24 protein-coding genes are annotated in these 20,598 nt (G+C 66.3%); 2 read left to right on the forward strand and 22 right to left on the reverse strand.

Annotated features, from left to right (window positions below; translation table 11 throughout):
• The first annotated feature begins 103 nt into the window (after positions 1–103).
• A complete protein-coding gene (locus CAER_RS29415) occupies positions 104–340 on the forward strand; it encodes a hypothetical protein (RefSeq protein WP_084299631.1) in 237 nt (78 codons plus the stop codon).
• A gap of 465 nt (positions 341–805) precedes the next feature.
• Here the strand turns inward: CAER_RS29415 and cysK are convergent, their stop codons facing one another.
• Entirely contained in the window at positions 806–1,870 is a 1,065-nt protein-coding gene (gene cysK / locus CAER_RS0124045) for a cysteine synthase A (protein WP_027237767.1), read from the reverse strand.
• A 289-nt stretch (positions 1,871–2,159) separates the two neighbouring features.
• Complete coding sequence (gene cysE / locus CAER_RS0124050; RefSeq protein ID WP_027237768.1) at positions 2,160–2,978, reverse strand: serine O-acetyltransferase; 819 nt, start codon at positions 2,976–2,978, stop codon at positions 2,160–2,162.
• A gap of 66 nt (positions 2,979–3,044) precedes the next feature.
• Between cysE and CAER_RS0124055 the strand changes: the two genes are divergently transcribed.
• Entirely contained in the window at positions 3,045–3,401 is a 357-nt protein-coding gene (locus CAER_RS0124055) for a TraR/DksA family transcriptional regulator (RefSeq protein WP_167332332.1), read from the forward strand.
• A 351-nt stretch (positions 3,402–3,752) separates the two neighbouring features.
• Here CAER_RS0124055 and CAER_RS0124060 read toward each other — a convergent pair whose 3' ends face one another.
• From CAER_RS0124060 to rsgA, 20 genes are all read right to left on the reverse strand, one after another.
• Positions 3,753–4,061 carry a DUF7742 family protein gene (locus tag CAER_RS0124060; RefSeq protein ID WP_027237770.1) on the reverse strand — a complete coding sequence of 103 codons (309 nt, stop codon included), beginning with the start codon at positions 4,059–4,061 and terminating at the stop codon, positions 3,753–3,755.
• Positions 4,058–7,972: a baseplate multidomain protein megatron gene (locus tag CAER_RS0124065; protein ID WP_027237771.1), complete on the reverse strand. Its 3,915-nt coding sequence runs from the start codon at positions 7,970–7,972 to the stop codon at positions 4,058–4,060. Before CAER_RS0124065 ends, CAER_RS0124060 begins: the two co-directional genes overlap by 4 nt.
• Positions 7,972–8,484 carry a C40 family peptidase gene (locus tag CAER_RS0124070; protein WP_027237772.1) on the reverse strand — a complete coding sequence of 171 codons (513 nt, stop codon included), beginning with the start codon at positions 8,482–8,484 and terminating at the stop codon, positions 7,972–7,974. Before CAER_RS0124070 ends, CAER_RS0124065 begins: the two co-directional genes overlap by 1 nt.
• A complete protein-coding gene (locus CAER_RS0124075; RefSeq protein ID WP_027237773.1) occupies positions 8,481–9,368 on the reverse strand; it encodes a DUF2163 domain-containing protein in 888 nt (295 codons plus the stop codon). Before CAER_RS0124075 ends, CAER_RS0124070 begins: the two co-directional genes overlap by 4 nt.
• Positions 9,365–9,997, reverse strand: a complete 633-nt coding sequence (locus tag CAER_RS0124080; RefSeq protein ID WP_027237774.1) for a DUF2460 domain-containing protein — start codon at positions 9,995–9,997, stop codon at positions 9,365–9,367. The genes CAER_RS0124075 and CAER_RS0124080 overlap by 4 nt, the downstream gene beginning before the upstream one ends.
• A gap of 17 nt (positions 9,998–10,014) precedes the next feature.
• On the reverse strand, positions 10,015–10,674 hold the full coding sequence (locus CAER_RS0124085; RefSeq protein WP_027237775.1) for a phage tail tape measure protein: 660 nt from the start codon (positions 10,672–10,674) through the stop codon (positions 10,015–10,017).
• The gene (locus CAER_RS0124090) at positions 10,667–10,882 is read right to left on the reverse strand and encodes a rcc01693 family protein (RefSeq protein WP_027237776.1); all 216 of its coding nucleotides are present in this window, start codon (positions 10,880–10,882) and stop codon (positions 10,667–10,669) included. The genes CAER_RS0124085 and CAER_RS0124090 overlap by 8 nt, the downstream gene beginning before the upstream one ends.
• The gene (locus tag CAER_RS0124095; RefSeq protein ID WP_027237777.1) at positions 10,879–11,199 is read right to left on the reverse strand and encodes a gene transfer agent family protein; all 321 of its coding nucleotides are present in this window, start codon (positions 11,197–11,199) and stop codon (positions 10,879–10,881) included. Before CAER_RS0124095 ends, CAER_RS0124090 begins: the two co-directional genes overlap by 4 nt.
• 3 nt (positions 11,200–11,202) lie before the next feature.
• Entirely contained in the window at positions 11,203–11,616 is a 414-nt protein-coding gene (locus CAER_RS0124100; protein WP_027237778.1) for a phage major tail protein, TP901-1 family, read from the reverse strand.
• A 121-nt stretch (positions 11,617–11,737) separates the two neighbouring features.
• Entirely contained in the window at positions 11,738–12,145 is a 408-nt protein-coding gene (locus CAER_RS0124105; protein WP_027237779.1) for a DUF3168 domain-containing protein, read from the reverse strand.
• Positions 12,142–12,474 (reverse strand): head-tail adaptor protein, encoded by a 333-nt coding sequence (locus CAER_RS0124110; protein ID WP_027237780.1) that lies wholly within the window; start codon positions 12,472–12,474, stop codon positions 12,142–12,144. The genes CAER_RS0124105 and CAER_RS0124110 overlap by 4 nt, the downstream gene beginning before the upstream one ends.
• Positions 12,471–13,070, reverse strand: coding sequence for a head-tail connector protein (locus CAER_RS0124115; protein WP_027237781.1), 600 nt, complete (start codon positions 13,068–13,070; stop codon positions 12,471–12,473). The genes CAER_RS0124110 and CAER_RS0124115 overlap by 4 nt, the downstream gene beginning before the upstream one ends.
• 178 nt (positions 13,071–13,248) lie before the next feature.
• Positions 13,249–14,430, reverse strand: a complete 1,182-nt coding sequence (locus CAER_RS0124120) for a phage major capsid protein (protein ID WP_027237782.1) — start codon at positions 14,428–14,430, stop codon at positions 13,249–13,251.
• The gene (locus CAER_RS0124125; protein WP_027237783.1) at positions 14,427–14,993 is read right to left on the reverse strand and encodes an HK97 family phage prohead protease; all 567 of its coding nucleotides are present in this window, start codon (positions 14,991–14,993) and stop codon (positions 14,427–14,429) included. Before CAER_RS0124125 ends, CAER_RS0124120 begins: the two co-directional genes overlap by 4 nt.
• A gap of 26 nt (positions 14,994–15,019) precedes the next feature.
• Positions 15,020–15,244, reverse strand: a complete 225-nt coding sequence (locus CAER_RS0124130) for a GTA head formation protein, RCAP_rcc01685 family (RefSeq protein ID WP_027237784.1) — start codon at positions 15,242–15,244, stop codon at positions 15,020–15,022.
• A complete protein-coding gene (locus CAER_RS0124135; protein ID WP_027237785.1) occupies positions 15,237–16,481 on the reverse strand; it encodes a phage portal protein in 1,245 nt (414 codons plus the stop codon). Before CAER_RS0124135 ends, CAER_RS0124130 begins: the two co-directional genes overlap by 8 nt.
• 298 nt (positions 16,482–16,779) lie before the next feature.
• Entirely contained in the window at positions 16,780–18,066 is a 1,287-nt protein-coding gene (locus CAER_RS0124140) for a DNA-packaging protein (protein WP_027237786.1), read from the reverse strand.
• Entirely contained in the window at positions 18,059–18,427 is a 369-nt protein-coding gene (locus CAER_RS0124145) for a hypothetical protein (protein ID WP_051357847.1), read from the reverse strand. Before CAER_RS0124145 ends, CAER_RS0124140 begins: the two co-directional genes overlap by 8 nt.
• Positions 18,428–18,610: 183 nt before the next feature.
• Entirely contained in the window at positions 18,611–19,387 is a 777-nt protein-coding gene (locus CAER_RS0124150; protein WP_027237788.1) for a VOC family protein, read from the reverse strand.
• A 4-nt stretch (positions 19,388–19,391) separates the two neighbouring features.
• Complete coding sequence (gene rsgA / locus CAER_RS0124155) at positions 19,392–20,474, reverse strand: ribosome small subunit-dependent GTPase A (RefSeq protein WP_027237789.1); 1,083 nt, start codon at positions 20,472–20,474, stop codon at positions 19,392–19,394.
• Positions 20,475–20,598 lie beyond the last annotated feature (124 nt).

Consider the following 20,598-nt stretch of genomic DNA (forward strand, 5'->3'; position numbering starts at 1 on the left):
CTGCTTTGGATCAGTTCGGCCTGCTTCGTTTCCTGCGAAGGTGCTGAAGATAACCTCTCTGTCAGCTTATCATGCCACGCAATGCAAGAAAGGAAGGCCCAAAATGTCCGAGCGGACCGACTGTGCAGGAATGGCCGCGCTATCAATCTGCGAGGCATTGCTGCTGGCTATGAAAGATCTCCAGGTGCTGCCTGAGCATGAAGTCATTGGTGTTCTTCGTGATGCCGCGGCCTTTCATGAGAACGCGGATGGTACGGGAACTGATGCCGAAGGGCACCACGCTGCTGCTTCTCTGATCCATCAGATTATTGCCAACGGTAACCCTGTCCGGAAACCTTGATGGAAGCTGACGCGGCCAAGTCCAAACCGGGTTCCTTCACCATCAGTAGGACAGCTCATAAAACGTTTGAGCATCAGAAACCTAGCGGAGCCAAACGTCCTATCCGCGTGAAGAAAGCCTAGCCCCGCTCCCTGCTTCTCGGTTCTCGGTTCTGGTCGCGGCGAAACAGCGGTTCGGGTTCGGCGAATTTTGCACCTGTGTATGACCGCAATCGGGAAATCTTATGCGGTGGCGCAAGTCTCATGCCGCGCCTGCGAGGGATCTCTGCGCCAGCGAAGGCAGTAAATCCAATGTCGGTTTTGTCCGGCATAGCGGTCCGAGCGAATGGCACAGCCAACGCTCGCCCGGAGCCCCGGGAATTCCAGACCGTCAGAAGGCAACGCCCGCCGCCCGCTTTTCATCTTCCCTTAAATACACAGCTGCGCAACACCCGCCGCCAGCCCCCGGCCAGCGGCGGCGCGCCGCTCAGTACTGATACCCGGGGGTCGAGGCCGACAGCGCCTGTTCTGACTCATCCATCTCCGCCGCAATATCCTCAAACAACGGCGTCGACAGATAGCGCTCGCCGGTATCCGGCAGCATCGCCAGCAGCACTGAGCCCTCCGGCGCGGTTTCCGCCACCTTGATGGCCGCCGCCAGGCTGGCGCCGCCGGAAATGCCGGTCAGAATGCCTTCCTCCGCCGCCAGCCGCTTGGACCAGGCGATGCTCTCGTCGCCGCTCACCGGCTCCAGCGCATCGAAATAGCCGTTATCCAGCGCCTCCTGCAGCACCAGCGGGATGAAATCCGGGGTCCAGCCCTGAATGGGGTGCGGGTTGAACGCCGGATGCGTCGCCGCGGGCTCGCCCTCATCATTGCGCTCCTGCGCCTCACCAGACTGCACCAGCGCCGCGTTGGCGGGCTCGCTGAGGGTGATCTTCAGATCCGGCCGCGCCGCTTTCAAGACGCGCCCAAGCCCCGCAACCGTGCCGCCGGTGCCATAGCCCAGCACCACGTGATCCAGCCTTTCGCCCTCGAAATCGCCCAGGATCTCCCGCGCGGTGGTGGCCTCGTGAATGTCGGCGTTGTCCTTGGTCTCGAACTGATGCGCCAGGAACCAGCCGTTCGCCTCCGCCAGTTCCTTGGCCTTGGCGACCATGCCCACCGCCTTGTCCTCTTTGCGGGTCAGCACCACCTTGGCGCCCAGCATCCGCATCAGCCGCCGCCGCTCGACCGAAAACCCGTCGTGCATTGTGATCACCAGCGGATAGCCCTTGGCGGCGCACACCATCGCCAGCCCGATGCCGGTGTTGCCGCTGGTCGCCTCCACCACGGTCTGGCCCGGCTCCAGCCGGCCTTCACGCTCCGCCGCCTCGATAATGTTCAGCGCCAACCGGTCTTTGACCGACCCCGCCGGATTGAACGCCTCGAACTTCACATACATGGTGACATGGTCCGGCGCGATGCGGTTCAGCCGGATGGCGGGCGTGTCGCCCACGGTTTCCAGGATCGAGCCATACAGCCGCCCGCGGCCTTCGGTTGTGTAAATCATGATCTGTCCCCCAAATCGAAACTGCAGAAAACTATCGTGTTCCTCAGGAATATGCGCCCCGGACGGAACAGGATCAAGCCAGCCGCCAAGCTTTAAGACCACTCTCCGCCCTGCCGCCGCAAAAGCGGGACCTGCGGCCTCCTCATCCGGCGTTGCTAGATCAAATGCCGCCTGCAACTCATTATTTGAAAACAATATTCACCGCTGATACGCACATCAAAAAGGGGCGGAACCCGCCCCTTTCATCTTTCCTGAAATACTCAAATTCTCAGGCCCGCAGCCGGGCGGCTCACTCCGTGCCGGAGCCGTTCGGGAACCTCTGGTCCATGCTGACCGAGGGCTGGTCGCAGCCCGCCTCGCCGACGATCTTTGCAGGCACACCGGCAACAGTCATGCAGGGCGGAACCTCCGACAGCACCACCGACCCGGCGGCAATGCGGCTGCAATGGCCCACCTTGATGTTGCCCAGAACCTTGGCGCCGGCCCCGATCAGCACCCCGTCGCCGATCTTGGGATGGCGGTCCTGCTCTTCCTTGCCGGTGCCGCCCAGGGTCACCGAATGCAGCATCGACACATTGTCGCCCACCACCGCGGTCTCACCGATCACGATGGAATGCGCGTGGTCGATCATGATCCCCTTGCCGATGCGGGCGCCGGGGTGGATGTCGATGCCGAAAATCTCGGACGTGCGCATCTGGAAGAAATAGGCCAGATCCTTCTGCCCCTGATCCCACAGGTAATGGCTGACCCGGTAGGCCTGCACCGCCTGGAATCCCTTGAAGTACAGGATCGGCTGCAGCAGCCGGTGGCTGGCCGGATCGCGCTCGTTGATCGCCATCAGGTCGGCGCGCGCCGCTTCCAGAATTTCGGGGCAGTTCTCATAGGCCTCGTCGACGATCTCGCGCAGCACCATCATCGACATCTCATTCGAGCAGAGCTTGGCGGCAATCCGGTAGGACAGCGCCTTTTCCAGCGTCTTGTGGTGCAGGATGCAGGCGTGAATCAGGCCGCCCATCAGCGGCTGGGTGGCAACGGCCTCCTCAGCTTCGCGGGTGATGCGGTCCCATACGGGATCCACCGGAGTTACGGCTTGCTGTGTTTTTGCCATGGGTCAACGTCCTTTCTCCGCTCAGACTACCCATCTAAGGTGGTTTGCAGCAAACGCAAACCCGTGATGAGGCATATTTTCAAAATGAATGAGTCCGGTCAGGCCGCGTTGAAACAGCAGATCACCGCCCGGCTGGCAGAGCTGGCGGCAGAGGATGCCCGCGGTGAGGACGCCCAAGGGGTGGTGGAACTGGACCAGCAGATGGTCGGCCGCCTGTCGCGCATGGACGCCCTGCAGATGCAGGCCATGGCCAAGGCCCAAGCCGCCCGCCGCCAGCTGGAAACCCGGCGCCTGACGGCTGCGCTGACCCGCATGGACGCGGATGAATACGGCTATTGCGAGGACTGCGGCGAGGAGATTGCCCCGAAGCGGCTGCAACTGGACCCGGCAGCGCTCAAATGCATCAGCTGCGCTTCGGGTTAGGCTGGAATTGAGGTTTTTCGCTTCGGGCTGGGCCCGAACCGACCGGCGCCGCGCGCCTGCGGCGCGCGGCGTGGAGGCCCAATTCCTGCGTGCATTGTTCCACCGGCAAGCCGCGGAACGTGCCGCCTCTGTTTCGGAAAGACTTTGCTGAGAAGCGCTTGAGGGCGCTGTCTGCGTCCTCAAGACGCCTGCCCAAGTGTCAGGCCAGCCTGGCAGCCTCAAGGACACGCTGCGCCAGGGCGCGGGGGCCTGCGGCCCTCCTTGACCCCGCCAGCCTGCCGGGCTGCGCACCCGCGCCGCCGCAAGGCGGCGCTGCGCCCAACTGCCGACCGGGCAGGTTCCCTGCACGGATCAGCGGGCGGGAGCTTCCCCGTCCGCCACAACCGCTTCCGCCAGTTCCCGCAGCACCAGCCGGGTGCAGCTGAGGTACTCCGGATCATCCAGAAACGGTTCATCCGCCAGCCCAAACCGCCGGGCCGCGGTGTTCAAAGATCCATCGCCCCAGCGCGGATGCAGGCGGCCGAACAGCCGGCAATGCGCCGCTGCCTCCGCTGCGCCGCCGAAAATGCGGCGGCACAGGGGCAACCGTTCGCTCCCCGGCGCCGCCAGCAAGGCCCGCGCCACCGCGGTCACATCCCCCGGCAGCACCGGACGGATCATCCCAGCTCAACCTTCGCCGCAGGCCCGGCACCAAACCGCGCCGACCGCTGGGCCACCTCCAGAATATCTCCGGCCTGCACCCCGTCCGCCGCCTGCGCCGCCGCCGGGTATGTCCAGTCCGGCGCTGCCGCGGTTTCCTCCCGCAGCACCGTGGCCCCGCGCATCACCCGGATGCGGTAGGATTCCAACTCCTCGCCCAGCGGCACCTCCTCCAGCTCCCAGCTGTCGCCCTCGATCCGGGTGCGGCGTATCCAGCTGGCCGCAATGTCCTCACCCAGCGCACCGCTCAGCCGCAGATGCACCGGCGCATAGGGGCGCAGCCCGATGCCCTCGAAACTCTCCTGCAGATGCACATAAGACGGATCCTCCAGCGCCCGCCGCGCAGGCCCGATCCGGTAATGGCGCACCCGGCGGCGCTGTTCCGGCGCCAGCTCCATCTGCACCGGCGTGCCGTCCAGCAGCACGACAAAAGACCCCGCAGACCAGACCTGCGGCATCACCCCGTCAGTGCCCTGCTGGCCGCGCAACCGCCCGCGCAGCAGATAGGTCTGCGGCGCGATCAGCTCCGCCTCGCGGAACTGGAACAGCTCCCAGTTGCCCGAAGTGCCATCGCCGATGACGGCCGCATTTGCGCCGTTCAGCACCGCCTCAAGGGTGCGGCTTTCCAGGGACCCGGAGATCAGCTTCACCTGCAGATCCGCGCCCAGATCCCAGCGCCCTGCTCCGGCGGCATACAGCGGCGTTTCGGTGACCCCGACCACCTGCCGCGCGGCGATCACCTGCTCCAGCGCGTAATTCTCATCCGCCCCGGAGCCGTAGACCGCCACGCTGCCCGGCCAGGCCTGCGCCGTCAGCGCCAGATGCGGCGCATGGGGCACCTCGTCGCCGCGCATCAGTGGCAAGTCAAGGAACAGAGGCAGCACCGGCCCAGGTGCTGCAAAGGCATTGACGCCCGGCAGCTCCTCCGCCACCGCGGCCAGGTCATAGGTGCCGGGCTCGATCCGCACCGCTTCCGCCAGCTGCGCCTCGCCCTGTTCCAGCCGGTCGATACGGTAGAGCTGATCGCCCCCCTCCAGCGGCAGCGAGACCACGTCCCCCGCCCCCAGATGCAGCATCGAGGGCGGCAGCTGGAACCGCAGCGTATCGCGCGAGATCCGCGCCTCCGCCAGCCAGCGTCCGGCCACCTGGCGCGCCTCGGCACCGGTCAGCGCCATCGGCAGCTCACTCTGGCTGACGGCATGGGTGGCCTCATCTGGCAAGACCGCCTCCACCGATCCGGCGGCATGGTCGCCGCCCCATTCGGTGAACCGCAGCCGGACCCGCCCCGCCAGCTCCGCCTCGCTGGCGCGGGCCAGCTCCAGCGTGCCCTCCAGCTCCTCGCTTTCGGCCAGATGCTCCAGCGCCAGCGCCTCAGCCCCGGTGCCGCTGCGCATCCGGAACTGCAGCAGCCCGTCGCGCTCCACCGCATCGAACCCATGCCGCAGCATCAGGGGCTGCAGCACCGCGCGCGCATCGCTCACATCCGGGTTCACATAGCCATGCACCACGCCGTAAAGCTGCGAGACATCGAACGCCTCCAGCCCCGCCCGGCGGCACACCTCCGCCACCACCGAGGCCAGCGTGCGCTGCCCGGCCCGCCCGTTCAGCCAATGGCCGCGCAGATAGTTCTCGCCGTCGTTCCAGATCTCCAGACGGCTGGGGAAAGCCGGGAACGGCCGCGCGTCCCAGGCCCAGACATAGGCGTTTGCCATGTCCAGCATCGGCCCGCCGTATTCGTCCGAGACCGGGTTGTTGGCTTCCTCGCCCCAATAGCCAAGGATCGCGCGCAGGTAATGGATCTGAATCAGATCGTCACGCAACCCATTGGAATATTTCGGCAGTTTCGATTCTGAGCTTTTCGGGTCCAGGAACTTGTTCGGCTGGTTGGTGCCCTTGTCTATGGCAGCGCAGCCCAGTTCGGTGAACCAAACCGGTTTGCTCTGCGGCACCCAGGCGGTCGGTGCGGCCTGGCGCACCCCGCCGATCCGCTCGTGATGCTCGTGCATCCACCAGCTGCGGATATCCTTGTAGCGCCAGATCCAGGGCTCATCATGGGCGCCGTCAGTGATCGGAGTGCGGATCTGCGCCGCTTCGGCCTCGGGCGAGTGGTAATACCAGTCAAACCCCTCACCGCCCTCCACGTTGCTGCGCAGGTAATCCAGGTCATAGATCGCCGGCACGCCGGAGCGCGCGTCCAGGTGATCCTCCCCCTCTCGCCAGTCGCTCAGCGGCATGTAATTGTCGATACCGATAAAGTCGATCTCAGGGTCCGCCCACAGCGGGTCAAGGTGGAAATACCGGTCGCCCTCCGGCGATTGATAGCCCCAGTATTCGGACCAGTCGGCGGCATAGCCGATCTTGGTCTCTGCCCCCAGCAGCAGGCGCACCTCCGCCGCCAAGGCCCGCAGGGCTTCCACCGCAGGAAAGCCGCTGGCGCCGCGGATCTGCGTCAGCGCCCGCATCTCGGAGCTGATGCAGAACGCCTCCACCCCGCCCGCCGCCGCACAGAGCGCAGCGTTGTGCAGGATAAACCGGCTGAGGCTCCATTCCTGCGGCCCGCTGTAGGCGACGGTGCCGTCGCCCACAGTGAAATCCGCCGCGGTGACGGTGCCGAAAAACGCCACCACCTCCGCATCCGCCGCCGCGGTGCCATCGGGCGAGCCAGGCTGCCCCGGCGCGGCGGACAGTGTGATCCTGCCACGCCAGGGCAGATGCGGCTGGCTGGCGCCACCGGTCCAGGGATCGGGCAATGCGTTGCCCTCGGCCTGATCCATCAGAATGAAGGGATAGAACATCACCCTCAGGCCCCTGCCTCGCATCTCCCGGATCGCCTGGATCACCGAGGCATCGGCGGGCGTGCCGCCATAAAGCGGCGTGCCCTCCTGCGTCAGCACCTGCGCCGCGCTCTCGCGGGTCAGCCCGCTGACGCTCCAGGGCATACTGCCCTCAGCCTCCTTATGCTCCACCTTCGGTGTCAGCGTGCAGGTGCCGCAGCGCAAGTCATCGCCGAACCAGGACACGATCAGCGAGGCCGCGCCGCAGGACGGCAGCTCCGCCTCCAGCGCGTTGAGCGAGGTCTTGAGATCGCTCAGCCCCGAGGGCGTATGCTCATTGGCGGCCTTAGCATCGCCCGGCCCGCCGGAGTACAGCACCGTCCCGGCGGCCAGCGCGTATTCGCCGGTGCCGGGCATCAGCGCCACCCCCTGCACCAGCTGGCCCAGATCCTGCGCAAATGTCCGGCTGTCCGGCTGCTCCGGCCGCAGCACATCAAAGGAAAACTGCGGCACCCGGTTGCCAAAGCGCGACAGCTCCAGGTTCTCAAACACCACATAGGCTGTGCCGCGGTAGGCAGGCACCTCGCCTGCGCCCTCGATCGCCTCCATCACCGGGTCGGGCAGCTGGTCCTGTGTGCCGCGGTAAACGGTCATGTTCAGATCCTTGGGCGCCACTTCCTCGCCGTCGGCCCAGATGCGGGCGACATGGGCGATTTCCCCCTCGCACAGCGCAATCGCCAGCGACACGGAATAGCTGTAGCTGGTGACCTGCGGCTGGCTGGGACGGCCCTTGCCGCCGCCGCCGCTGGTGGTGGAGGTTTCCAGAAACCGCGAGGACCAGATCACCTGCCCGCCCAGCCGCATCCGGCCATAGACCTGCGCGGCGGGGCTGCCCTCGCTGGACTGGGTCAGGCGGAAGCGGTCGACCTTGCCGGTTTCCACCGGGGCGGAGCCTGAGCCCAGCAGGCGGTCGTCGATCATGCGGCCCAGCGTGGCGCCCACCGCCCGGCCGATCACCGCGGATGAGAGGCCCGCCACAGTGCCGCCGATTGCGCCGCCAACCGCCGCGCCTGCGGCCGAGAGAAGAATGGTTGCCATCAGATCAGCTCCTTCGGGAAGTGAAACCGCGCCACGATGCGGCGCTGCCAGGGCGGGCTCAGCGGGCTTTCGACAACCCCGTGGCCGGCGTATGCGTGGATGAAGGCGGGGGCTGAAACACGAACGTACCGCCCGGCGGCACGCCGGGTTGCGCCTGCATGCCCCCCGGCAGGCGCAGCCCTCAGCTCATCTTCACCAACCGCGGACTGCACCCCCAGATGCTTGGCCACCGATCCCTCCCGCATCCGGAACAGGATCACATCACCCGGAGCGGCATCGCGCAGAGTCTTCGCCGCCAGATGCCGCGCCGCCGCCTGCCAAAGCACCTCAGCCCCCTGCGGCTCTGACCAGTCCATCGTATAGGCGGGCGGCAGTTCCGGCTCGGCCCCGCACAGCTCCCGCCACAGCCCCCGGATCAGGCCCAGGCAATCGCAGCCCGCCCCCTTGCAGGAGGCCTGATGCACATAAGGCGTGCCGATCCAGCCGCGGGCGGCCTGCACCACCCGGCTCATCGCCTGCTGCCCCCGGTGTTCATGCCCGACTGGCGCGGCACCGCCATCACCCAGTCCTCGCCCGGAATGTCCGGGAACCCCTGGAAGTTCAGCAGGTTGTTGAATTTCAGCCGGCAGGTTTCCATCCGCTTGTCGCAGCCCGCCTCCAGCCGCAGCATGTCACCCGGCTGAACCGCGGCCCGGACCGGCTCCCACAGCGTGATCCTGCGGCCATCCGCCGAGGTCTGGTCGGCTTTCACCGCCGCCCAAAGCCCCTCGGCCGCGCCGCTGAGGACCGTCAGCCGCCCGCCGGTGAACCAGTCCGGCTCAAACCCCTGCAGGGCGTCCCAGCGGAACACCTCATTGCGCTCCACCTCCGCGGCGGCCAGTTCCGCCGCATAGCCGGGCGTGTCCAGATCAAATCTGCAAGCGGCATCGCCCAGCACCGCGGTGCAGGGCTTCTGATAAATCCGCCCCTGCGGCCTGTTCAGCGCTTCGCTCAGCCCGCGCAGCTCCGCCTCAAAGGCGCCGCCGGCCCGGCGGATCTCACCGATGGAGCCGCGGAACTGCAGCCAGCGCATCGAAACATCCTGCCAGTTGACCAGCCAGCAGCGCACCCCGGCGCCGTCGAACCGGCCGGCCTCGATGTCATCCTCCCGCACGGCGGCGTCGCTCAGCACCCCCAGCGCCTCTGTGTTGTCGACAGACAGGCCGGTGGCCTGTTGCACCGCGCGCGCGGTGAGGCCACTGCCGGGCTGAAAATCCACGCCATCAAAGCGCAGCACACAATCGTGATCGGTGAAGCCCAGCACCGTTCCGTCCCTCCGCTCCAGCGCCCAGGCGCGGCAGACGGTGGTGATGCCGGACTGAAGATGCGCCTGCAACGCCTTGGAAAGACTGCTCATACCCGCACCTCCACCACCGGCACCGCGGGCGCCTCACCGGCCTGGAACGAGGCGACGCTGGTCTGGATGCTGGCGGTGTCGAACCGCACCGGCACGTCGAATTCAAACCCGGCATTGATGCTGAGGCCCGCTTCGGGCGGGTGCGCCAGGGTGATCAGACCGGTGGCGGTGTCCAGTTCATAATCGACGCTCTCGCGCAGCTCATCCTGTTCGATGCCGACCCGCACCGTGCCCGCCACCGGTTTGGCAATCGGGCGATGATACGTGAATGCGCCGGAGCGGTAGGTCTTGGCCAGCTGGAACGTCACGGTGCTGCCATCGCCGGTGGCGATCACCTGGTCGCGGAAATCGGGTTCGGCGCTGGGCCGGGCGGATTTGTAATCGCTCCAGTCCTTCCAGCGGAAGCCATACAGCTGCCCCTGGCGGGCCTCGAAAAAGGCGATGAGCGTCTCGATGTCCTCCAGCGCGCGCAGGCCCAGCCCGGCGTCATAACGGCGGCGGGAGTGCGCCCAGGGGGTGTTCCTCTCCTCGAACCCGTTGGCCAGCGTCACCACATCGGTGCGCCGTTCCGGGCCGCCGACAGAGCCGAAGCTGAGCGAGGCGGGAAAGCGGACTTCGTGAAAATTCATGTGGTTACCTTCCATCCTTAACGGTTGCGCCCGCCGCGGGACAGCGCGCGCGACAGCTGCGCGGCGATCTGGCTGCGGCTGCGTTCAAAGCCTTTGACGTCCGGGGTGGAGACATTCATCACCACGCTCACCCCGCCGCCGCCTTGGCTGCGCACGCCCAGCGAGCCGTCCGCGCCGCGGGTCAGCGGCAGAACGGCCTCCGGCCCGGCCTCGCCCATCAGCCCGGTGGCGCCGCGCATCGGGAAGGTTGTCGGGCTGGTCACGATCCCGCCCTTGGCAAACGGCATCACCTTGCCCTGGCTGAAAGCCGCGCCATCGGCAAAGGGCAGCATGCCGCCGATCAGCGAGGTGAGCCCGTCGGTCATCATCCCGCTGATATGATTGGTCACCGGCTTCATCGCCGCGTTGTAGGTGGTGCGGATCATGCTGCGGGCCAGCGTGTCCATCGCCTCCGACAGGCTGTCGCCGTCAAAGGCCAGCCCCTCAAAAGCGCGCCGTAAGCCCTTGGAAAGACTGCGGTCCAGGATCTGCGCATCGCGGCCGGTTTCAGAGAACCCCTCCTTGACCCGCCCCAGCACTTCTGCAAAGGCTGCGGCCATTCCAGAGGCACCGTCCAGTGCTTCGCCCAAAGCCTCGCCCTGCAATTCCAGTTCCGCCATTGAGGATGAATCAGTCATCTGTTGTCTCCTTGTTCTGCGGCGCAGGCCGGTCCGGGAAGGCCTGCATCAAGGCCGCCAGCCGGTCGCGGCCCAAGGGCTGCGGCGTGGCAGCATCGCCCAGCATCAGCCGCAGCTCCGCCGGGGTCAGCTGCCAGAAGTCACGCGGCAGCAGCCTCAGCCCCGCCATCCCGGCGCGCATCAGGGCGGGCCAGTCGAGCGCAGTCATTTGCTCTCCGGCACGGCAAAGCTGCGCACCAGCAGTTCCGCCGCCACCCGCGCCGCCTGCATCGGCCCGCCGGTGATGGCGGCAGATGCCAGGTCTTCGCGGCTGAGATCATATCCGCCGCCCTGCAGGCCGGCCGCCAGCAGCGCCAGCACGTCGCGGGCGGAAAACCGGCCCTGTTCAAACCGCTGCACCAGATCGACCAGCGTGCCTTCCTCCAGCGCGGCCTCCAGCCCCGCCAGTGCGCCCAGTGTCAGCTTCAGCGCATAAGGCGTTCCATTCACGAGCAATTCCGCCTCGCCTGCGTTCGGGTTCACCATCGGTCACACCGCCGCAAAGCTGAGCTGTCCGGCGCTGGCGAGCGAGAGTTCATAGGTCGCCTCGCCATTGTGGCTGCCGGCATATTCCAGTGCGGTCACCTGAAACGGCCCCTGCACGATGCCGAAGTCGGGGATGATCACCTGGAACTCCGGCGTCAGCCCGTCAAAGAACAGCTGACGGGCGCGTTCGTCGGTTGCCTCGTCCCGGAAGATTCCGGAGCCGGAGATGCTGGCGGAGCGGACGCCGGCGCCTGCCAGCAGTTCGCGCCAGCCGCCCTGGCTTTCAAGGCTCGTCACATCGACGCTTTCGGCGTTGAAGCTGATGCGGGTGGCGCGCAGGCCCGCGATGGTTTCGAACTGGCCTGCGCCGTTCATGTCCACTTTGACCAAAAGGTCCTTGCCGTTTTGAACTGTCATGGGGTTTCTCCAACTGAGATCCAAGGGTCCGCCCGGCGGCACGCCGGGCAGTGCCCGTCCGCCCCCCTGGGCGGGCACTTCGTTTCCGCCCGCGGACGGGCTCTGCCCTTAGCGGGCCAACTCAAACGTCATCCACCCGGGCGCGAAAGCGCAGGGTGATCTGCCTGCCGCCAGTGGTCAGCCGCTCCGCCTTGGCGCGGTCGAACCACAGGCCCGTCAGCCGCCCGCGCGGCAGCGGCACCTGGGCGCCCACCAGCGCATCGCAGACCGCCGCGGCAGCGGCCTTGGCGCCGGCGAAACCGGCGGTGTCCGTGGTAACGGTGACAAAGAACCGGTGCTCCGCCCCGCCTGCGGTCTTGTCGGATCGGTCCAGCACTTCCTCTGATCCCAAGGCCACATAGGTCTGCGGCAAGGGGCCTGCGGGGATGGCGTCGTAGATCGCATTGCCGACCAGCGCGGTGAGGCCCGCATCGCCCGTGAGATGGGTGTAGACGGCGGATTGCAGACCGCCTGCGATGGCATAGGTCATCCGCTCACCTCCTCAACCGCGAAGCATGTCAGGTAGCGGGCGTCGGGGTCGTTTTCCGCAACCGCATCAATGCGATAGAGACGGTTTCTGGCGCGGAACCGCTGATCCGGGCGCGGGCGGGATGCAAAACCATCGGGGCTGGCGCGCAGGGTGATGCGGTATTTCTGCAAAGACACACTATCGCCTGCCATGCGGCCGCTCAGGGATTTCACTTCGGCCCACAGGGTGCCAAGCGCCACCCAGGTTTCCGTGTAACCGCCGGCGCCGTCGGGGATGCGCTGGGGGTCTTCCAGCACCAGTTTTCGGGTCAGGTTCGGGGGGCGTTTCATGCCAGGCCTCCCAAGGTCAGCCGCAGGCTGCGGTAGCGTTCGATCAGGCTGGTGACGCCAAAGGGCATGCAGCCGCCGTGCAGGCCGGTGTCGGCCCGGTATTCGTAGTAATGCGCCGCCAGCAGCATCACCGCCTGGCCCAGATCGGCAGGCAAACCGCCCCAGTCCGCGGCCATGCCAGCCTGCAGGGTGATCCGTGCCAGGCCGCCGACGGGGATGGCGGGCAGCAGGCTGCCGGCAGGGCGCAGGCTGGGCCGCTGGCTGTCCCGTTCGAGGCTGTAGAGGGCTGCGTTCAGAACCGTTTCAGCCCCTGCGGCGTCGCGGATCATCACCTCTGTCACAGCTTGCACCGGAGCGATCGGCAGCACCATCCGGGTGCGGTCGCGCCAGTGGCGGATCTCCAGCTCAAAACCGCGGGTAATCAGTGCCTTGCCGGTCCTTCCTTCGATCGCGGCCAGGGCGGCGCGCAGGAAGCCAAACAGCACCTCGTCCTGCAGGCTGTCCTCGCCAAAGCCGGTGCCCAGACGCAGGTGCGCCTTGAAGGGGGCCAGCGGCAGGGCGGCCTCGGGCACGGGGGTCACTTCGCTCAGCATCATCATCTCACTCCTGCGGGCCTCCCCCTTGGCGGCCCTGATCTGCTGTCCGTTGAAGGTTCGGCCGGCACGCACCGTTCCCTGCCGCTCGGACGGAGGGGGAGCAGCTAGACGGCAAGGAAATACGGGGTGCGTGCCAGCCGGCGGACCGGGCTGCCGGTCCGCCATCAGCGCTGAGCGGTCAGCTCAGGCCGAATTTCATCAGCTTGATTGCGGCAAAGTCGCTGACGTCGCCGCCGACGCGCTTGGTCGCGTAAAACAGCACATGCGGTTTGGCGCTGAAGGGGTCGCGCAGCACGCGCAGGTCCGGGCGTTCGGCAATGGTATAGCCGGCGCGGAAGTCGCCGAAGGCGATGGGGAAGCTGTTGGCAGCCGGGTCCGGCATGTCCTCAGCGATCAGCACCGGGTAGCCCATCAGGCGCGCAGGCTCACCCGCGGCCAGGCCGTCGGACCACAGGAAGCGGCCATCAGCGTCCTTCAATTTCCGCAGCATTCCCGCGGTCTTGGAGTTCATTATGAAAGTCGCGTTGGCGCGGTATTCCGCCCCCAGCGCATAGACCAGGTCGATGATCGCGTCGCCGTTGCCGACCTCGCCATCGACGCCGGTGGCCTTGTAGCCGATGTTGCCCCAGGTCCAGCTGTCGTTTTCCTCGACGTTGTAGTTGAGGAAGCCGGTGGGCTTGTCGATGCCGTCGCCGTTGATGAAGGCGTCAGCCTCGGAGCGCGCGAATTTGTCGGCGATGCGGCCTGCCAGCCAGCCCTCGATATCAAAGGCGCTGTCGTCCAGCAGCCGCTGCGAAGCCTTGGGCAGCGCGCTCAGTTCATGCAGCGGGATAGAGATGCGGTCGATGTTGCCGGTGGAGGTCTCCGCTGCCGGGCCGGTTTCATTGGCCCAGCCGGCGCCCATTTCGCTGTGGTCGATCAGCACGTCATAGCTTGAGGCCTCCACATGCACCACGGAGGCCACGGCGCGGATCGAGGCGGAGGCGTTCAGCACCGCCTTGACGGTATCGGAGGTCTGCGGGTCGACCAGGTAGCCGCCGTCGCTGCCCACGGCGGTGGACATGGATTTGCCGTCCAGTTCCAGGCCGCGCAGGCCGTCGTCGTCGCCGCTGCGCAGGTAGGCGTTGAACGCCTTCTGGTGCGGCGCGCCCGCGTCCTGGCTGGCTGCCAGATGGGGGCGGTTCTGAGAGATTGTCTTACGGTCCAGCATGGTCACTCGCTCTTCTGCCTGTTTCAGCCTTGATTGCACGTCATCCTGAAACCCCTTGAATTCATGAAGAAAGCCGGAGATGGCCTGTTTCACTTCATGCGCCAGGGGCGCTGCATCCCCGGTTTGGGCCGGGAGGTCTTGGTTGCTCATGTTGGTTGTCCTGTTCTGAGGTCACGGGTTATCTGGCGCAGGCCGTCGGCCAGTGCGCGCAGCGCTTGTGCTTCCGCATCGGCGGAGGATTTTGCTGCCACCCGCGCGGCGGGCAGCATCGGGAAGGTGACCAGAGACACCTCCCACAGCTCCACCTGGGTCAGGCGGCGGGTGCCGTCCTGGGCGCGGGTGGCTTTCTGGGTGCGGTAGCCGATGGAGAGGCCGTCAATCGCGCCTGCTTCGATCAGCGCGGCGGCCTCGGCGCCCTTGGGGGTGGCAGTGACAATGCGGCCCTTGACGTACAGGCCGCGGGCATCCTCGCGCACTTCGTCCCAGACGCCGATGGGCTGGGCGGGGTCGTGCTGCCACAGCATCTTGACCGTTCGGCCCTGATCGCGGAGCGCCTTGAGCGAGGCCGCATAGGCGCCGCGCTGCACCACATCGCCGCCCTGGTCGGTCTGGCCGAACAGGCTGGCGTAGCCCTCGATTTCGGTAGCGTCCTTCAGCGAGAGATCCTCGCCGAAGCGTGCGAATTTATGTTCCAGCTGGGGTGTTCCCTGCATCGTCTTTGCCTCGCAAGTCGTTGGAGTTACGGAAATTGCACCGTCAGGAAGGATTGGAAGGCCTGCGCCAGGATCACCGCCGCGACGCCGTAGACGGTGAGCCAGAGGCGTTTTTCCAGCCGCTCCATCATCTGTTCGATCCGGTCAAGGCGGCGGTTCACGGCGTCGTGCTGGATCTGGGCCACCCGCTCATGGGCGGACAGGCGCAATCCCGGGGAACAATCAAATGCGTGCATCGGGTGCTCAGTCATCCTGTCCGCCCTCCATCTGCCCGCCCTCAGTGCGGCATGGGGGCGGGGTTTCTGCGGGCAGCCCCAGCAGCTGCCGCTTTTCCGCGGGTGTGAGGAAATCTGCGGAAATGATGCGCCGCCACTGCGCCTCGCGCTCGGCCGCCAAGGCGGGCAGTTGGTCGAGGTCGGGCTTCAGGCACAGCTCTTCGCCGGTCCAGGCGGCCAGCCAGCCGGACAGCGCGGCGGTGACCTTGGACACCAGGGGCAGCACGGTCAGCCGGTAGAAGGCGCGGTGAGCCTCCTGATAGTTGGCGTAGGTAGCATCGCCGGGGATGCCAAGGAGCATCGGCGGCACCCCGAAGGCCAGCGCGATTTCGCGGGCGGCGGTGTCCTTGGTCTTTTGGAATTCCATGTCAGAAGGCGAGAAGCCCATCGGCTTCCAGTCCAGTCCGCCCTCCAGCACCATCGGGCGGCCGGCATTCTGGGCACCCTGGAAATTTGTTTGAATTTCTTCGCTTAGATGGCGGAATTGATCGTCGGACATTTGGCCCTGACCGTCGGAGCCGGTCCAGACCAGCGCGCCAGAGGGTCGGGCCGCATTATCCAAGAGCGCCTTGGACCAGCGGGAGGCGGCGTTGTGGACGTCAATCGCCATCGCCGCCGATTGCAGGGCTGAGAGGCCATAGTGGTCATCCTGCGGGTGGAAGCTCTTGATATGGCAGACCGGGGATTTGCCCGGCTCGTGTGCGAAGCGGTGTTTGCGCCCGCCCACCACGTAATCAAAGCCTGCGGGCCAGCCGTCCGGGCCGGGCACCACGTTCATCCGGTCGGAGCGCAGCACATGCAGTTCTGCGGGGCTGGCGTCCTCTGTCGCGACCATTTCGATATAGGCGTTGCCAGAGAGCAGAAGGTGGCCGTAGAGCGCCTCCAGCATCTCAGCCTGGGTCTGGGCCGGGTTGGGACGGGCCAGCAGCGCCAGCCAGGGGTGGGTGTCAAAGCGCTGGCGGCTGTCTTGCAGCACCAGCGGCACGGCGGCGGCGGCCTCTGCGATCAGGCGGATCACCCGGTGGGTGACCGGATTGCCGGCAAAGCCGCTGCGGGTCAGAGAGACGGTGTCGCGCGGGCTCCAGGCGATGCGGCCGGCGCCGTGCCAGGAGACCACGCGGGCGGTCTGGCTGGCCTTCTGTTCCAGGCCCGGGTTTTTGGGGTCCGGTTTCCGGGGGTCCGGCGTTTTGCGCCGCAGCAGGTCAAAGACCATGGTCCGCTCCTCAGGTTGTTCCTATCCGGCGCTGCTGGCCCTGTGGGGCTGGTGCGCCTTTGCTGAGGATCATTAGTGGCAGAAAGGGCTGAAGATCTGGGAAGCGGTGCGTACGGCGGGGGCGCAACACCCACCCGCAAGGCACTGTGATTATTCACTTTTGATGAGTTTTACCCGGTGTTGCGAAGTGCTTAGGGCGGCGCCCGTCCCGACGAGGAGGAAGCGAAGCGCCCGCCCCGTGGGGGGCGGGACGGGCGCTGCCCGGCCTGGCGGCCGGGCGGTCAGCTTTGGGATGGGGCTATAAGACCCGCACCTGCGGCCTGCGCAGGTTGGCAGCGGGCTGGATGATCAGCTCATGCAGGGCCCAGACCAGCGCATCGACCCGGTCGGGCGAGCCGCTGCCGCAGTAGCCCTGCGGGGTCATCTGGCACATCTGGTCTTCCAGATCTCCAAGCCCCGGCAGGTGAAACACCCGGCCCTGTTCGTAGAGTGCTGCCACCGGTTCGGCTCGGGCGGATTTGCCCTTCTTCGCGTGCAGGGCGCGGAACGGCACCAGCGGGTCGGCCTGGCGCAGCACGGTCTCCACCAGGGCGCCGCCCTGGTTGACCTCTGCCACCACCCTTTCGGCACCAAACCTGTCGCGGGCGGCGATCACCGCCTGCGCCCAGGCGAGCGGTCCGTAACCCTGGACGGTGCAATCCGCCAGCACATAGGCCTGCCAGTCCTGCGGCGGGCCGTGGGTGATCGCGCCCGCCACCACGATGCCGCAGGCATCCGAGTCCTTGCCGGCACTCACCGCCGGGTCGACGGCCACCACCACCCGGTCCAAGGGTGGCGGTTCTGCCACCTGGGCTTCCACCAGTGCCGCGGTGGTCCAGAGCGCGCCCTGGATGTCCGACAGCATCACCCCGTCCAGCTCCTGCCTGCCCAGCCGGGTGCCGGCGTAACGTGCGCGCACCTCCGTTAGGAATGAGGGCGCGAGGTTGGCGCGGTTGGCCTCAGTCGGGGCGTGGGTGGTGACGGTGCTGGGCGAGGCCAGGAGGCGTTTCAGCACGGGCGCGTTGCGGGGCGTGGTGGTGACGCAGACGCGCGGGTCCTGGCCCAGGCGCAGGGCAAATTGCAGCATGTCCCAGCTCTCCTGTCCCTTTCGCCACTTTGCCAGCTCATCCGCCCAGGCGGCGTCGAACTGGGGGCCGCGCAATGCCTCGGGATCGTGGGCGGAGAACGCCTGCGCCTCGGCGCCATTGGGCCAGATCAGCTTGCGCTCCGACGCTTTCCACTTGGGGCGGCGGTCGGGGGGCGAACAGGCCAGGATGCCACTGTCGCCGTGGATCATCACGTCGCGCACCTGGTCATAGGTTTCCGCCACCAGCGCGATGCGGCGGGCGGTGCCGGGGTCGTGCGGGCGGGCCCCTTCGGCCAGCGAGCGGACCCATTCGGCCCCTGCCCGCGTCTTGCCCGCGCCGCGGCCGCCCAGGATCACCCAGGCGCGCCAGCCGCCATCCGGCGGGCGCTGGTGATCCAGCGCCCAGATGTGGAACAGATGCGGCAGCGCGCAGAGCGATTTGCGGTCCAGCTCATCCAAGAAGAAGCTCAGGAGCGAGGGCGGCACGCAGGCGAGAAAGTCCGCATTCGACAGCTGCGCGCGCCGCGCCGAGATCGAGTTCGTGCTCGGATTTGAGCATACGGGCGAATTCGGTGCTTTGTTCTGCAATGACTTTCTCCACTTTCTGGCAGTCCCGGATCAGCCCTTCAAGCTTGCTGATCTGTCCCTTGGCGCCGGTGGCTTCGTCGCCGCCGGTGGTTTCGAGCTGCTCCCGGAGCTCCTCCGCCTCGTTTCTCAGACGGTGAATGCTCTCCTGCAGCGAGCGCAGGAGATCGGCGGTGAAATGCACCTGCCGCTGCAGCACGGCGGCGCCGTCCTGATCGTGTGTGTTATCTGTCATGGGTTGCTCTGCCTCATGCGTTATTGTCCGCACGAGAGAAAGACAGGACGGCCACCGGTGGAGGGGTCCGGGGCCGTCCATGTTTCTTCCAGCTGCCTTACAACCTATACGTGATTATGCTGGAAAAGTCAAGGGTTATGGGAAGTGGTGCGAACGGTGGGTCCGCAACGCCCCGCCCGCAGGTCACCTGGACGGGCTGGCCGGCATGTCGCTCAGCATGGCCAGCGCACCGCCAGGATCGCGCAGGACGACGCTGTGCACCGCGCCATTCTTAACTGAGCCGCGGTTCAAGATGCACGCCCCATTGGCCTCTGCAGCGCTCTGCGCCTCCTCCAGCGCGGCGATCCGGATGCTTGGCACCCAGATAGCTTGCACGCCTGTCCCCCAGTCCGGCTGTTGCAGGACTGCGGTCAGGCCGCCAGAGGGGCCGGAGATGGCAAGGCCGCCCTGCCCCAGTGTCCGGGGCTCAGCAGCCTGCCACCCCAAAACCTCGCTGTAAAATACACCGGGAAAGGCGCCAGTGTCCGACAGGTAGACTTCAGGTCCGAACTGCCGGCGCGGTACAGGAAAGCTGTGGCGCGACAGCGAGACCCCGATCAGCGCGCCCAGCGGGTCACGGATAACCGCGTTGCGCCCGACGCCTGGAACTTCGAAGGGGTGCCTGACGATACTGCCGCCATGCAACTCCGCCTGGTGCAGCGCGGCGTCCACATCGGGGACTTCGACATAGGCGAGCCAGCCCTCTGCCACTCCGCGCGGCGCCGGTACAATACCGGCCCCGGCCTCATCGCCGGAAAGGGCGAGAACGAAATCCTTCGCGCCACCGCCCCACGCGAAGTCCGTGGAGTGCTCAATCACATAGCTCCACCCCGCGACGCACTTGTAGAACGCCATTGCGCGGTCCGTGTCTGACGTGAACAGGTCGTGCCAGACGACCTGGCCGGTTTTTGACATGCTCATCGGTTCACCTCCGGCTCTCTTTCAGTTTCTTAACGCCGCGCACCATCTTTCCAAAAGCCTTGTCCCTGGACCTGCGTTCGGCAAGGCTGGCTGAATTGAAGGCGTTTTCCGCCTTGAGCTTGCGCCACCGGGCAAGCCGGGAGGCGTCGATTGCGCCCTGTTCAATGGCTTGCGCGACTGCGCAGCCCGGTTCCGTATCGTGCTTGCAATCCTTGAACCGGCATCCAAGCGACAACTGCTGTATATCGGCGAAAACGTCGTCAATTCCGGCTTCGGCATCCGTCAGCTGCAATTCCCGCATGCCTGGGGTATCCAGGATCATGCAGCCGTTTGGCATGGAATGAAGCTCGCGGCGCGTTGTGGTGTGCCGGCCCTTGGAGTCGTCTTCACGGATTTCCTGCGTGTCTATCGTCTGGCTGTTCAAGAGAGCATTGGCGAGGGTGGATTTCCCGACGCCTGACGACCCCAGAAACGCAACTGTTTTCCCTGGCTTGCACCAGGCTGCGAGCACGCTTTGAGGTTCATCGCCGCGCGCGTCCAGCGCCACGGCTTCAACCGTGTCCGAGATCGTGCGGGCAGCATCAAGGTAGGTCTGCGGGTCCGCAACCTGGTCCGCCTTGGTCAAGACGATCACCGGCGTGATCCGCGCCTCGAAGGCCAGGGCGATATACCGTTCGAACCGCGGCACGTTGAAATCCTGGTTGCAGGATGAAACGATAAAGGCCGTGTCGATGTTTGCGGCGATCAGCTGCTCGTCCCGGCCGGTGCCGGGCGCACGCCGCTTGATCAGGCTGCTTCTGTTAAGCACCCGGCTGGAGTGCGGCCGGGTGCGATCCAGCAGCAGCCAGTCGCCGACAGTCACATCCTGCCGGGGCGGAAGGGTGGTGTCGATGCTGTCGCCGAGAACGTGCAGCGCATTGCGATGCACCTGGACGACGCGGACGGGCGGTGTGGCGTCGAAGTCTTCTATGCCGATTTGCTGTGAAAAGAACGGTTGCCAGCCGAGAGCCTGAAGAGGCGTTACACGGCTGCTTGAACCGCCGTCACGGTGACTGAGCGGAAGAAATTGGGAATAGTCCCGTACCATTGGGGTAGGCTTTCATGTCTGGAATGCGGGCATCGCCCGGCAAAAAGTAAGGAAACGCTGCAACCCTCCATTCACCGCCACGCTGCCGTGGTGGTGGTATTCAATGAGAGGTATTGCACTGGGA

It is taken from the genome of Leisingera caerulea DSM 24564 (genome assembly GCF_000473325.1).
Classification (GTDB): Bacteria; Pseudomonadota; Alphaproteobacteria; order Rhodobacterales; family Rhodobacteraceae; genus Leisingera; species Leisingera caerulea.